Source organism: Brevibacillus sp. FW301-21C12A, from assembly GCF_058788915.1.
Map to the genome: position 1 here is coordinate 19,718 of NZ_JBYTBG010000003.1, position 12,847 is coordinate 32,564.

14 protein-coding genes, 7 tRNA genes and 1 pseudogene are annotated in these 12,847 nt (G+C 55.0%); 14 read left to right on the forward strand and 8 right to left on the reverse strand.

Annotation, left to right across the window (positions count from 1 at the left end; translation table 11 throughout):
• The first annotated feature begins 12 nt into the window (after nt 1–12).
• From AC3WQH_RS02845 to AC3WQH_RS02855, 3 genes are all read left to right on the forward strand, one after another.
• Nucleotides 13–519, forward strand: a complete 507-nt coding sequence (locus AC3WQH_RS02845; RefSeq protein WP_237716657.1) for a hypothetical protein — start codon at nt 13–15, stop codon at nt 517–519.
• Nucleotide 520: 1 nt separating this feature from the next.
• Nucleotides 521–1,333 (forward strand): hydroxyethylthiazole kinase, encoded by an 813-nt coding sequence (gene thiM / locus AC3WQH_RS02850; RefSeq protein WP_197186691.1) that lies wholly within the window; start codon nt 521–523, stop codon nt 1,331–1,333.
• Between the two features lie 205 nt (nt 1,334–1,538).
• Entirely contained in the window at nt 1,539–1,682 is a 144-nt protein-coding gene (locus tag AC3WQH_RS02855; protein WP_197186690.1) for a hypothetical protein, read from the forward strand.
• Between the two features lie 147 nt (nt 1,683–1,829).
• On the opposite strand, the gene AC3WQH_RS02860 is transcribed toward AC3WQH_RS02855, so the two are convergent.
• Together AC3WQH_RS02860 and AC3WQH_RS02865 are read right to left on the reverse strand one after the other, a co-directional pair.
• The gene (locus AC3WQH_RS02860; protein WP_005829080.1) at nt 1,830–2,033 is read right to left on the reverse strand and encodes a hypothetical protein; all 204 of its coding nucleotides are present in this window, start codon (nt 2,031–2,033) and stop codon (nt 1,830–1,832) included.
• A 139-nt stretch (nt 2,034–2,172) separates the two neighbouring features.
• Nucleotides 2,173–2,457: a phospholipase A2 family protein gene (locus tag AC3WQH_RS02865; RefSeq protein ID WP_007784666.1), complete on the reverse strand. Its 285-nt coding sequence runs from the start codon at nt 2,455–2,457 to the stop codon at nt 2,173–2,175.
• 286 nt (nt 2,458–2,743) lie between these two features.
• Between AC3WQH_RS02865 and AC3WQH_RS02870 the strand changes: the two genes are divergently transcribed.
• From AC3WQH_RS02870 to AC3WQH_RS02900, 7 genes and pseudogenes are all read left to right on the forward strand, one after another.
• A tRNA-Ser gene (locus AC3WQH_RS02870) sits at nt 2,744–2,836 on the forward strand.
• Nucleotides 2,837–2,840: 4 nt separating this feature from the next.
• Nucleotides 2,841–2,914, forward strand: a tRNA-Glu gene (locus tag AC3WQH_RS02875).
• 102 nt (nt 2,915–3,016) lie between these two features.
• A tRNA-Val gene (locus AC3WQH_RS02880) sits at nt 3,017–3,092 on the forward strand.
• Between the two features lie 11 nt (nt 3,093–3,103).
• Nucleotides 3,104–3,190, forward strand: a tRNA-Leu gene (locus tag AC3WQH_RS02885).
• A gap of 340 nt (nt 3,191–3,530) precedes the next feature.
• Nucleotides 3,531–5,126, forward strand: a complete 1,596-nt coding sequence (locus AC3WQH_RS02890; RefSeq protein ID WP_429779400.1) for a helix-turn-helix domain-containing protein — start codon at nt 3,531–3,533, stop codon at nt 5,124–5,126.
• Nucleotides 5,127–5,249: 123 nt separating this feature from the next.
• Nucleotides 5,250–6,266: an ABC transporter substrate-binding protein gene (locus AC3WQH_RS02895; protein WP_429779399.1), complete on the forward strand. Its 1,017-nt coding sequence runs from the start codon at nt 5,250–5,252 to the stop codon at nt 6,264–6,266.
• Nucleotides 6,239–6,619 (forward strand): annotated as a pseudogene (locus AC3WQH_RS02900) (LysR family transcriptional regulator substrate-binding protein); the annotation flags it as partial. The gene AC3WQH_RS02895 and the pseudogene AC3WQH_RS02900, both read left to right, overlap by 28 nt.
• Before the next feature lie 154 nt (nt 6,620–6,773).
• Here the strand turns inward: AC3WQH_RS02900 and AC3WQH_RS02905 are convergent.
• Entirely contained in the window at nt 6,774–7,589 is an 816-nt protein-coding gene (locus AC3WQH_RS02905) for a hypothetical protein (RefSeq protein WP_005832834.1), read from the reverse strand.
• A 419-nt stretch (nt 7,590–8,008) separates the two neighbouring features.
• Here AC3WQH_RS02905 and AC3WQH_RS02910 point away from each other — a divergent pair.
• From AC3WQH_RS02910 to AC3WQH_RS02920, 3 genes are all read left to right on the forward strand, one after another.
• Nucleotides 8,009–8,082, forward strand: a tRNA-Gly gene (locus AC3WQH_RS02910).
• Between the two features lie 8 nt (nt 8,083–8,090).
• Nucleotides 8,091–8,164: transfer RNA gene (locus AC3WQH_RS02915), tRNA-Met, on the forward strand.
• Between the two features lie 20 nt (nt 8,165–8,184).
• Nucleotides 8,185–8,260 (forward strand) — tRNA-His (locus tag AC3WQH_RS02920).
• Nucleotides 8,261–8,544: 284 nt separating this feature from the next.
• On the opposite strand, the gene AC3WQH_RS02925 is transcribed toward AC3WQH_RS02920, so the two are convergent.
• From AC3WQH_RS02925 to AC3WQH_RS02935, 3 genes are all read right to left on the reverse strand, one after another.
• Complete coding sequence (locus AC3WQH_RS02925; RefSeq protein WP_005832832.1) at nt 8,545–8,913, reverse strand: glyoxalase superfamily protein; 369 nt, start codon at nt 8,911–8,913, stop codon at nt 8,545–8,547.
• The gene (locus AC3WQH_RS02930) at nt 8,910–9,374 is read right to left on the reverse strand and encodes a DinB family protein (protein WP_005832830.1); all 465 of its coding nucleotides are present in this window, start codon (nt 9,372–9,374) and stop codon (nt 8,910–8,912) included. The genes AC3WQH_RS02925 and AC3WQH_RS02930 overlap by 4 nt, the downstream gene beginning before the upstream one ends.
• A gap of 131 nt (nt 9,375–9,505) precedes the next feature.
• The gene (locus tag AC3WQH_RS02935) at nt 9,506–10,414 is read right to left on the reverse strand and encodes an EamA family transporter (protein ID WP_197186686.1); all 909 of its coding nucleotides are present in this window, start codon (nt 10,412–10,414) and stop codon (nt 9,506–9,508) included.
• Nucleotides 10,415–10,675: 261 nt separating this feature from the next.
• Between AC3WQH_RS02935 and rarD the strand changes: the two genes are divergently transcribed.
• Nucleotides 10,676–11,584, forward strand: coding sequence for an EamA family transporter RarD (gene rarD, locus AC3WQH_RS02940; RefSeq protein ID WP_005832826.1), 909 nt, complete (start codon nt 10,676–10,678; stop codon nt 11,582–11,584).
• An 80-nt stretch (nt 11,585–11,664) separates the two neighbouring features.
• Here the strand turns inward: rarD and pdxK are convergent, their stop codons facing one another.
• Entirely contained in the window at nt 11,665–12,477 is an 813-nt protein-coding gene (gene pdxK, locus AC3WQH_RS02945) for a pyridoxine/pyridoxal/pyridoxamine kinase (RefSeq protein ID WP_005832824.1), read from the reverse strand.
• A gap of 170 nt (nt 12,478–12,647) precedes the next feature.
• Nucleotides 12,648–12,818, reverse strand: coding sequence for a hypothetical protein (locus AC3WQH_RS02950; protein ID WP_005832822.1), 171 nt, complete (start codon nt 12,816–12,818; stop codon nt 12,648–12,650).
• Between the last annotated feature and the right edge of the window lie 29 nt (nt 12,819–12,847).

A 12,847-nucleotide genomic window follows, 5' to 3' on the forward strand; every position in this document is an offset into this window, starting at 1 on the left:
GGGAACTTTGACATGATCGAGTCCTTTAAGTTCCTGGCTCATCACATTCGCACGTGCGGGGAGGAGCACATCCGCGTCATCTCGGAGGAAGTGGACGAATACATCGATCAGCTTCACGGAGAGTACAACACGTTCCTGGAGCAGACGAAGCATATTTTTCCGCACTCGAAGGATTGGGAGTTTCTCGACCGCTGGAAGTCGCTAAAAGTTGAGGAATTAAAGGAAAAATGGGTAGAGGAAAACCGGATTGCCCACCCGGATGACCGCTTGAAGATTTACGGCACGCTTGTGGAAGTGGAAGTTTTGCAAAGAAGGGCCGGACGCGTTTCCTTCCTGGCGACCGTGACGGACCGTGAGAAAACAGCGTGGAGGCTTTCTGCCACCATGCCCGAATTGCCTGCGCTCGAGCAATCCTATATCATCATAGGAGTAAGACAGGATCATCCGGAGCTGGGGGAGATTGTGGAAGTGTTCAAGATGATTCCCCAGTCTGCAGATACGAAAGAGAGGGATCGCTAGGATGAAGCTTGAGTCCATCGGCAAACTGCTGGAAACAGTACGAAAGCGCAATCCGCTGGTGCACAACATCACAAACGTTGTCGTGACCAACTTCACGGCCAACGGCTTGCTCGCCCTCGGCGCGTCACCTGTCATGGCTTACGCCGAGCAGGAAGTCGCTGATATGGCGAAAATCGCAGGGGCACTCGTCCTGAACATGGGAACGTTGAACGAACGCGAAGTAGAAGCGATGCTGATCGCCGGAAGCTCGGCCAACTGCCACCAGGTCCCGGTGCTGTTTGACCCGGTAGGCGCAGGCGCAACCCCGTACCGCACGGAAACCGCGCAAAAAATCGTGCGCGAGCTGGACGTGGCCCTCATTCGCGGAAACGCGGCAGAGATTGCCAACGTCATCGGAGAGGCGTGGGAGATCAAAGGCGTGGACGCAGGCGAGGCGGGCGGAGACGTCGCAACGCTGGCAAAAGCGGCGGCGCAAAAGCTGAAAACGGTCGTGGCGATTACCGGAAAGGTCGACGTCATTGCCGACGGCAGCCGGGTGTACGCCATCCATAACGGCCATCCGATCTTGACCAAAGTGACAGGCACGGGCTGCTTGCTGACTTCCGTGATGGGCGCATTTGCCGCTGTGGAAAAAGACACGCTGTTAGCCGGAGCCGCCGCGCTCGTCACATACGGTGTCGCCGCCCAGCTCGCCGCGCAAAAGACGGCCGACGAAGGGCCGGGCAGCTTCCAGATTCAGTTTTTGAATGCCCTGTCCGTCGTGACCGCCGACGATGTGCACCGCCTGGGGGTTATCGAGCAGGTGGGGCTGTAGGCGAAAAGCGTGTAGGCGTGCAGGCATCTGTCCGTGCGATTTGCGGCAGCCTGTCGTTGTTGGGGGAGAGGGGATTCCTCCTGTTCCAGTTAAAATTTCTTCGTATTTTAAGAAGGAAGCGGATAAGGAGAGAGCTAAGAGAGTGGGTGCGTGACGAACAGGGGGATGCAGTGGGCTTCGTGCGGAGCGGCCGCGTGACGGACAGATGGATGTAAAGGGTTTTCGTGCGGAGCGGCCACATGCCGGACAGGCGGAAGTAGCGGCATTCGTGCGGAAGCGGCCACATGCCGGACAGGCGGAAGTAGCGGCATTCGTGCGGAGCCGTCACGCGCGGGACAAGCGGAACTAGCAGGCTTTTGTACAGAGCGGCCCGCTACTCGCAAGCCGCCACTCCGTTGCTTCGCTTTGCCATGCGCGGTTTGCATGGCTTTTTTGTACCGTAAAAAATCCCCTGGTTGCCCAGGGGACGAAAATGATCGTGGCTATATGGCTAGGATTAGGATAGGTAAGTTAGGGCGTAGCTGTAGTTTCGCAGCGTATAGGATAACAGCTTCTTCTGGTGCTCCGAGAGCGCGAGGAATACAAATTCTACTTGATCATTTTCAAACGGGCGGACATAAAAGCAGGAAATTCCATGACAAATAATTTCTTTCTTTAACGTCAGTGCTGCACTGGCATCGGTTCGTATATGCACTTCCACGGCCTTGTACCCTCCTTGGACATTCACTAGAGTACCAAAAAAAGCCAAAGGAAAAACACGGGAGTTATGGCAGATTCATGTCCAAGGTGTTACCATTTTTTGTATGAAGAATGACAATCGTGACAATTCGCAAAACAGCCTATTTCAAGTCGTCCGGAATGCATTTGGAGCGGGAAAAATAGGCGGAAATCATCGCGGCCACCCTGCCCTTTTCCGTGTTCATGTCGATTTTGTTTTGCAAGCAGCGCAAAAGCTCCTGGTCGCAGCTACAGGAAAAATAGCCGCGCTTTTGATAGCAGCGGTCGTGCTTTTTGCAGCAGCGGTCGATATCGTCAATCGGGGCGCCCGGCCCCGAACAGCCCGGGCCGCACCAGTTTCCGTACAAACAAGGAATCCGACCTGCCCGCCGTCTTCTTCTGCCCACCAGCCATCACTCCGCATCGTCAATGATTATTGGTAGCATATTGGAAAAGCGGGGAAGTTGCTTTAGGCAATTTCCACGAAAATTGACGCAAAAACTTGCGAGGCAGAGCGGAGAGAGGGTGGTGTCATGGCGGTCGCTGCCAGGACGAGAACGCCAGCGGGGAGCCGCTTCGTTTTCACAGATTTGCACGCAGAAAAACTTTTAAAATACTCCTTGAAATCGGCTGTTAGATATGATAGATTAGTTCTTGCCCGAGCGATATGCGAACAGGGCAAGCGGAAAATTTGGATGGATGTCCGAGCGGCCGAAGGAGCACGATTGGAAATCGTGTAGGCGGGGTCGACCCGTCTCGTGGGTTCAAATCCCACTCCATCCGCCATCATGGCCCGTTGGTGAAGCGGTTTAACACAGCAGCCTTTCACGCTGTCATACAGGGGTTCGAATCCCCTACGGGTCACCTAGTTCCCCCCGCAAAGCGAAGTGGATGCGTTGTAACAACGCCGAGTACTTTGCGGGGCCCCAACAACTGGTTGGAACCCGACTTTTGTCGGGGAAGAGTGGAGGCTTAGCTCAGCCGGGAGAGCATCTGCCTTACAAGCAGAGGGTCGGCGGTTCGATCCCGTCAGCCTCCACCATTTTCATATTTGCGGTCGTGGCGGAATTGGCAGACGCGCTAGATTCAGGTTCTAGTGGTGGCAACACCGTGGAGGTTCAAGTCCTCTCGACCGCACCATATCGTAAACGACAGGTTCCAGTCTGCTTTTGTGGCAGGCAGGGGCCTTTTTTGTTAGGCGTTCGCGCTCTCTCCACTGGCGCTGCCATATTCGGCGCGGCCGTTTCGGAATGGCCGAAGCGTACGGCAAACACCAACGGCTTAGGCATGGACAAAGTGGCCCGCGAGACTTGTTGATTGTACAAGGCGTCTCGCGGGTTGTTCGTTTCTTCTCCTTGAAGCGGCTCCCCCTGCCATGCCAGCACCTTGTCCCCAAAAACGTGGCCCCAACAGGTCGCTTGGGCAAGATATGGTATAACTAAACTAAAAAGAAAGAGAACGCAGGAAAGAGGTTGCATGCATGGACTCGGTTCTTCACGTTTTAAAAGAGTGCAGTCTCCTGGCGTGGGAAAAAGGGAAGCCGTCCCTGGAAGTGGCGTTCTCGTCCCCGACGATGCTCGCCCCGCTGTCAGGGCGAATGCGCATGCAGGACGGCAAGCGGACGGTTTGGCTGGGCCCGGAACAAATCGTGCTTTTGCGTCCGGGCCACTCGGTGACGATCTGCGCCGACAAAAACGAGAGCCCGCCTGTTTGCCGCCTGTCCTTCGAGAGCTATCGGCTGGCGGAGCACGACGATGAGCAGCTCGTCTACCGCAACGACCGCAGTTGTTTGCCTGCGAGCGGCTGGGTCACGAATCGACTGCCGTATCGGGCAAATGTGCTGCTGAACGAGCTTTCGCACGCGTGCCAGCAAGCGTCCGCCCACGGCCAGACGGCAGAGCAAAAGCAGCACCAGCGCTTGTTCAAAGAGCTGATGGAGCTTGCCCTTCAGTACGAAATTACGCCTGAACTGGATTGGGAGCCGTCGATCCAGAAAGCGATAACCTATATCGAGGAAAACTACCGAAGCCCTATTACCCGCCCCGAGCTGGCGCGGCTGGCCGGATTTCATACAAGCTATTTTTCGACCTTGTTTGCGAAAAAGCTGGGGTGGGGCTATTCCGAATATTTGAATCGCGTGCGGATCGACCGCGCCAAAGAGCATTTGCTGACGTCGGCCATGACGGTCAACGAAATTGCCGCGAAGGTCGGCTATGCAAACGGCGAGTATTTGAGCCGAAAATTCAAGCAACTGACCGGCATGTCCCCAGGCGAGTTCCGCAGTCGGCCGATTCCGAAGCGAATCGCCGCCTTTCAATTCGTGGGCGATTTGCTTGCGCTCGGTGTCACGCCTGTCGCCACTGACGATGAGCTTGTGCGCGGAGCGCTGCTGTTAAAAGAGGAACTGCAAAATGTTCCGACGGTCAACGGCGCATACGACGACGAGCAGCTCGCCAACCTGAAAGCGGATCTCGTCCTGGCTCCGACCTACTTTTATTACACGCCTGGCAGGATGAAGCGACTGCAAAACATCGCCCCGGTGCTGGCGCTGGAATGGGACAAGCTGGACCCGCTCGCGGAGCTTCGGCTGGTCGGCAAGCTGATTGGCAGAGAGCGGGAAGCGGAGCGATGGATCGAGCGCTATCAGGCACAGGTCGAAACTGCGAGAAAACAACTGCAAAAGCTGATCGACAGAGGGGACACGGCCGCCGTCTACGAGCTGCGCCACGATGGCGTCTTCATCTGGAACAAAACGGCGAGAGGGGCGTACAACCTGTACGACGCCCTTGGCTTCCGTCCGCCGGAGAGCGTGCACAGGGACGTGCTCGTGCCTGGACGGCATCTCTGGATTGCAGCAGACAGGCTGCCCGAATACGCCGCAGACCATATGTTTGTCATTGATGCCCGCGATGACCATGGGGCGGGTGTGCATGGCCTGAGCTTGCCAGCCTTCGAAAAGGCTCCCGGACAGGTGTATGCGCTGGAGCTGAACGAATTTTGGAGCAGTGACGGCTTGGCGCTAGAGCGCCAGTTGCACATCCAGACAAATTGCTTGCTCCGCGGCGGCGCAGAGTGAACATTTGTCCAGAAAAAACGGCAACTTTATGAAATAGACGGTGTATGGAAAAGCTTGCTATGATGGGTACGGATTTTATTGATAAGGTCGTTTCCCATTTTTAGCAAGAAGGAGCTGTACAGGATGAAAAGAAACAAGGTTGGAGCACACAGAGCGCCTGGCATGCTGAGCGCCTTACTATTGGCGATGGCGGTATTGCTTGCGGCTTGCGGTGGAGCCGGAGGGGGCAGCGGGGCCTCGCAGGAAAACGCAGTAGAGGGGCAAACAGCGGCAACGGCTGCGACGAGCGGAGAGGCCAAGCCGTCTACCCGTAAAGTAAAGACGGTCAACGGAGAAATTGAAATTCCGGCCGAGCCAAAGCGCATTGTCGCCCAAGGATATTTGGCTACCTTCCTGGCACTCGGGATCAAGCCTGTCGGGGCACCGTTCTGGGATATCGACTCCCCGCATATCAAGGCACAGACAGAGGGCATCGAAGACATCGGCACGATTGACGCCAGCAGTGTGGAGAAAATTTTGGCCCTGAATCCCGACCTGATCGTCACGCTGAGCGACGACCCCACGCTCTATGAGCAGTTGAGCAAAATCGCGCCCACACTCGTTTTCGTCCATACGACATTCAAAGACTCGCGCGAGCAAATCCGCACGTTCGGGGAGATTCTCGGCAAGGAAAAAGAAGCGGAAGCCTGGATTGCCTCTTTCAACGAAACGGTAGAGAAAGCAAAGCAGCGCATCAAGGGAGTCGTCGGCGAAAACGCGACGGCTGCGATCATGGGCGGCTTCGACAAGCAACTGGTGGTGTACGCCGACGGCCTTTGGCGGGGAGCCGAAGCCATGTACAAGCATCTTGGGCTGAAGCGACCGCCGCTGGTGCAAAAAAGCGTAGACGAGGGCAAAGAGCATGTGACCATCTCGTTAGAGCAGGTCAACGAATTTTCCGGCGACTACCTTTTTGTGGAGTCGGGCAAGCAGGCGGGACTTGATCCGAGCAATCCGATCTGGAACACGCTGGACGCAGTCAAAAACGGCCGCGTTTACCAGATGGATACCGACTATTTTTGGCCGTACGACCCGATTGCCGTAAAAGCACAAGTCGATCTGATTGCCGACATGCTGGTCGAGGGCAAGCATCAGTTTTGACAGCGGAATATTTCCTCCTGCCATCTGGATACATGCTGAAATCAGCCCTCGAGCCAGCTTACGTGTACGAAGGCGATGAACCTGCCCGGCTGGTTGCGCTCGTAGAGGCGGGAATCGGCATCGCCTTTATCCCTTGCACGGGAAGGAGCTTGCACGAGCAGGTCCACTATTTGCGGGTAGAGGGCTGCAATTTGGCGCGCGAGATCGCTTTGCTCTGGCACAAGAGCCGGTACATTTCCCGCGCTGCCCGGGAGTTTCGCGAGATCGTGGAGGAATACTTTGCGGACGTCACGAGCAATGCGCTGCTGTCCTTTTGCAAACCGGATGCTTTCCGCTTGGAGCGTGGAAAATGACAGGCAGACGGGCGGCCACGACAGCCAGGTCAGAGCCAGTCTGCTGCTGTTTGCCACACAAGAAAGAATACGAAAACCCACCTTTACGAGCGGGCCGCAACATCTGGCGCGGCGTGGTCGCTCCACTCGTAAAGGTGGGTTGTTCTGTCTCGCGTTACGGGGCGAGTTCCAGGTCAGGTGCGGACTGGGCGTTTTCTGCCGAAGACTCGCCGCTGCTCGATTCATCTGCATTGCGGGGAGGGGCAGCGGTGCTGAAAGATTCGGCTTCGGCAAAATTCGTCTGCTCGATGAGCTGTGCTGCCAGCGCCTTAAACTTTTCTCCCATCTGCTCATCGAGCCTGCCCATCGTCTGTTCCAGTGCGGCCACTTGCTCGCGTTTGGCTGTTGCCGTTTGGCCTGACAAAGCCCGGCTTTCGTCCAGCTTGATCTCCTGATTCAACACCCGGATGCCGCGGGCGATTTTATGTTTCTGGGCAGAAAGCTGTTCGAGCTGCTCCAAGTTACCGGACAACGCCATGAAATGCTGCAAGGCAGGTTCTTCGGCAGTCTGGTTGCCAGCGTCAGCGGGTTTTTCAGGAGTCGGCTGTTTGCTGTCTGCATCCTGGACGAACGTCTTCTGCATTTCATCCAGCTTGATTTGGCTGATTTGTTCATCCAGAGCGCGAATTTGCTCATCGAGCGCCTTGATCTGCTCCTGGATGCCCTGGGCTTGCCCGCCCGATTTCAATGCTGACTCATATAATTTGCTTTTGCTCTCTTGCAGCTTTTCCCGTTGGGGCTGCAACGATTGCATCAGGTCATTTTTTTTCGACTGGTTGTTTTTCGCAAAAAGGCTGCGAGCCTGGGAACTGACAGTGACGGAATCGGCTTGTTTTTTTTGCTGCCTGTCCGCTACTGCCTGATTTTCAGCCCCGTTGCTTAAGCGAAGGGGGCTTTGGGGGTGCAGGGCGTGCGACATGGAAATTTTCACATGGGTTCCTCTTTTCCAATCAGCGGTAATGCTGCTTCTCCTGTTACCATCGGCTATATTTTTCCATTTGTGTATAGGAATTGCGGACAATGGTTAAAGTTTTTTTGAACGGAGAAGGCCGCAAAAAACAGCCTGCCTATCATGAACTAGGGCGAATTTCCGCGAACGGCTCGGAGGAAGCAGGATGTTTTTCTTCTATATAATATACAAAGGACAGCCCGCGCCGTCGCGGACGGACAAGTTTGTGCTTGTCGACCCGAGCCTATACACAACGGCTTTATATGGCGTCACTTTCCATATCCTTGACTTTTTTTTCACATATGTTACAATTACGCTTGTAAAAGAGGTCCGAAAACCACTTTTCAGCAATGCGAACCTGGCAAGCGACAGCTTGCGCAAAAGGGGACAGCATTTGTTTTGCGGGTGTAGTTCAATGGTAGAACTCCAGCCTTCCAAGCTGGTCGCGTGGGTTCGATTCCCATCACCCGCTCCATAGCGTTTGGCGGTGTAGCTCAGATGGTCAGAGCGTTCGGTTCATACCCGAAAGGTCGGGGGTTCGACTCCCTCCGCCGCTACCTGATTGATTCCACACATGGCGGTCGTGGCGAAGGGGTTAACGCACCGGATTGTGGCTCCGGCATTCGTGGGTTCGAGTCCCATCGATCGCCCCATAGTAGAAACAGCAAAAGCCCAGCGAGATTCCTGCACGGATCTGGCTGGGCTTTTTGTATGCGCATTTTCAGGACGAGTTTCTCGCTCGCTACATGTTGCGGTGCAGCATGGCAGTGGTCCGAGCATAGGCACACACGCGATCGACCGCCCCGCCTTCATGCGGCGAAACATGCAGGCGGTGCGAAAAAAGCATACAAGCGCGCGCACGAGAAAGGTTCGCGGCGGGGCGACACAGTTCCTTACGCGGCCAAGAAGCTGCCAGCGGGAGCTTGTTTTTGCCTGCTTACGGAAAAGGATGCGGCTGAAAAAAGTGAATCCGGTTGCCAAACGGGTCTGTCACGCACACCTCGCGCGTTCCCCATGGCGTTTTTTCCAGACCGGGCCGGGCGTATTTGTACGACTTGCCGGTAAGCGTCTGGTGCAGCAGCTCGATGTCCTCGACCTGCACGCGGACAGCCGCGCCCGGACAGGCGTCTCCGTGATGTTCGGTTAAGTGCAGCACGCACTCGGGCGACGAGACTTGCATGTACAGCGGAAAATGGTCCTCGTAGCGATGCTCCCAATCGACCTGAAATCCGAGAAAATCGACGTAAAACTCCTTCGCTTTTGCTTCGTCAAAAATGCGGAAGACAGGCGTGACGGCAAGAGTCATCTGTTCACAAACCTCCTTAATGCAGTAATCGTGGACAAATGCAGCCCTTCGTGAAAAATCGTCCGCACCAGCACCTGGGCGATGGTGTGCATGCCAGATTCGGTGGCAGGAAATGGTTCCTCCAGCCGCTCCCCATAGGCGGAGCGAATTTGCTGAGGCTGTTCTTCCAGCAAGGCGAGGATGGTTTGCAGGGGAGGGGGAGGAGATTGCCAGTCTGCCGGTTTGGTCCCGTAGCCGAACCATTCGCGGAAGCCGGGCGGAATCGGAGCCTCCTCTTTCGTCAAGTGCTGCAGCCATAAGTATTGATCCAGATAGATGTGTCCCAAGTTCCACAAAATATTGTTGGAAAAGCCCGCCGGGACGATGAGCGCTTCTTCCTCTGACAAGCCGTTTACCGCCTCCAGCACTTCCTTTCGATAATCTTCCAACTGCTGAAAGAGGACAATATGCCGTTTTTCCATACCTCTGTTCCCTCCTGATTTCGCTTCTTCTTACCATTCCATGCCACCGCCGCTTTCTCCTATCCGCGAGAAGGGAAAGGCACAGAAAAAAAGCGTGCCGGGTCCCCGGTGGACCGACACGCTTGATTCAATTACATGCCTTTTTTCTCCAAGACATGGGCGGGCGCGAAAAGCCTGCGCCATTTGATTTGCGGCACGCAGATGGCCGCGAGGATCATCAGAACGCCGCCCCATTGGGAAAGCGTCACGTTTTCTTGGAGGACAAAGCAGGACAAAAGCACGACGGTTGGCAACTCGACGGCACTCAAGATCGTGGCGAGGCCGTTGCCGATGCGGGGGACGCCTACCGCCAGGCAAAAAATCGGGATGACCGAGCCGAATACGGCAACGAGCAAGCCGAGCGGAAGCAGTCCGTCCATCAGCCGTCCATTGAGCAAAAAAGTAGGCGGGTAGACGATGGAGAGCATCACGGCTGCCATGCTGATCGTAATCGCGCTGCGCAAATAAGGATTCATGCCCGGAAGGACGCGCCCGCTGAAGAAAATGACCAGCGCGAACGTTGCCCCCGACAACAGGCCGCAGACCAGACCCGTGATGCTGACGTTTTGCAGCCCGCCTTCGCTAAGACCGCTGGCCAGCACCGTCCCGCCGCCGAGCATGAGCAGCGATACCCATTTTTCTGCTGTCGGCCATTTGCGGTCGACGAGCGATTCGAGCAGGACACCGATCCAGGTGAACTGGAACAACAGCACGATGGCGAGCGAAGCAGACACGCGACTGACAGCCTGATGGTAAAAAATACTGGTGGAAGCCATCATCAGGCTGACTGGCGCCAAAATCAGCAAATATTTCCAACGAAACCGTTCCCGCGAGAAGAACAAGGCCGCAATCGACATAATCAAGCCGCCGAAAATCAGTTGGCTCCCGCTCATTTCAAAAGGAGTGAAGCCAAGGGCGAACGCGTGCTTCATGAACAGGGACAGCACCCCGTAGCTGCATGCGCCGAGCAAGACTAACAAAACAGAACGCCAGTATGTCATAGGTAAAAATTCCTTTCTTATGACTAAACTCGGTTGAATAATGCCTATTGTACACCAGCGTTAAAAATGGTACAATAAAAAATTTGATATCACTTCATTGTGTTACTGAGGTAATCAGATGTCTTGTTACATCGCTGCCATGGTAGCGAATGAAAGTGTCTCGAGCGCTTATATTGGTGATGAATACATAGCCGATTGGCGACAATTCCGTTACACTACTCTATAGGATGGGCACATGGCAAAATCAGTGGAGGAAGAAAAATGAAACAGGGGATACTTTACGCGTTTGCCGCGTATTTTGCATGGGGGATGCTCCCGCTGTACTGGAAGCTGTTCCAGTCGATGGGCGCATGGGAGATTTTGGCGCATCGCATCGTCTGGTCTGTTCTTTTTGTCGCAATCATTATTCAGGTAACGAAACGCTGGCGCGCGATGTGGGGATCGGTATCCGGAGGCAAAATAGCCGCGGCGCTTGCCATCTGCTCCCTGCTCATCAGTGCGAACTGGCTGATCTACATTTGGGCGGTAAACAACAACCAGGTCATGCAAACGAGCCTTGGCTACTATATGAATCCGCTGTTTACGGTGCTGCTCGGCGTGATCTTTTTAAAAGAAAAAATGCATGCCGGACAGTGGGTAGCGCTGATTCTGGCTGCCTGCGGCGTCCTGTTCATCACCGTGCAATACGGCGAGTTTCCGTGGATTGCCCTCTCGCTGGCGCTCACGTTTGCGTTTTACGGCCTGGCGAAAAAGGTGGTGAAGATGGAGGCGATGATCGGGCTTGCGTGGGAGACGCTGTTCGTCGCGCCAATCGCGCTCGGCTATCTGATTATGCTCCAGGCCAACGGGACAGAGACCGTGACGACTTTGGCATGGTGGCAGATGTTGTTGCTGGCGCTGGCCGGAGTCGCGACGGCGATGCCGTTGTACTGGTTTGCGCAAGCCGCGAAGCGCTTGCCGCTCTCGATCGTCGGCTTCATCCAGTACGTCTCGCCGACGATTACGCTGCTTACCGCTGTGTTTTTGTTCGGAGAGCCGTTTACGACGACGCATCTCATCAGCTTTTCGTGCATCTGGTCGGCGCTCGTCATCTTTACCGTAAGCTCGATGCGCAAAAAGCCGGCGACGGTTCCGCTCAAGCCGGAAGTGGCGATCAAAAAGCAAGCGTGAGATTAGAGAAAAAAACTCCTGACCGATTCCGGGACGATGCTCTCGGCGGGTCAGGAGTTTTTGTTTGCGAACCGCTGGCCTTAGCCTTGGTGCTTGCGGCGGTATGCGCCGTGGTTGGTTGGGCCGACGTATTGGTTGAGGGCAAAGGAGTGGCGAATCGCTTCTGTAATAAATTCCTTCGCGACTTCGACGGCTCCGCGCACGGAATTGCCTTTTGCCAGCTCAGCGCAGATCGCAGCAGAGAAGGTGCAGCCTGCTCCGTGCGTGAATGTAGTGTCAAAGCGCTCGGATTCGAGCACTTCGATGTTTTGCCCGTCGTAGAAAACGTCGACAGCATTGCCGCTTTGCAGCTTGGTGCCGCCTTTTACCACGACGTAAGAAGTGCCGAAGTCATGAATGCGTTTTGCCGCTTCTTTCATGTCTTCTACGCTTGTCAGCGCGCCCATTTCGCTGAGGATGCCCGCTTCGAACAAGTTTGGCGTGGCAACCGTCGCACGCGGGAGCAGCACTTCACGCAGGCTGATGGCGATTTCCGGATGGAGCGCTTCAGCGCCTTTACAGATCATCACCGGGTCTACGACGACATTTTTCAATTGGTATTGCTCTATTTTGCGGGCAGCGAGGTCAACCAGCTCGGTGGTGCCAAGCATCCCGGTTTTGACTGCATCGACGCCGATTCCGGCGAGCACCGTTTCGATCTGTTTTTCCAGAATAGCCACATCGATCGGGAACACTTCATGGAACCAGTCATTGTGCGGGTCTTGGGCCACGATAACAGTAAGGGCTGTCATTCCGAAGACGCCAAGCTCCTGAAACGTTTTGAGGTCTGCCTGTTGTCCAGCACCGCCGCTGGTATCGGAGCCTGCAATGGTAAGCGCTTTTTTCATTGTCATTTTGATTATCTCCCTCTTGTGCAGCAGCGAAGTGAATGCAGAGCTTTACTGTCATGCACTGTAATGTCTCCCTCTATATTAAGAGGAAAAAAACAGCGGTGTCAATAATATCCCCATAAATAAAAAACCGCTTCCCGGGATGAGAAACGGTTTTCATTATGTAGACCATGTTAGCGGGAGGCAGCGTGATGAAAAGAAAAGCTGATCGGCGTAGACAGGGAGCGGGAGCGTTTGGTCGCGAGCTGTTTGGCCTGTTTGGCTGCTTCGAACATGCTCGGCGCCTTGATGATTTCTACCCATCTGCGAGTTGCGGTTTCAAATAAAAAGCGATAGATTGTCATCGGTCATCGCCCTTTCGTGTTTTCTTCAC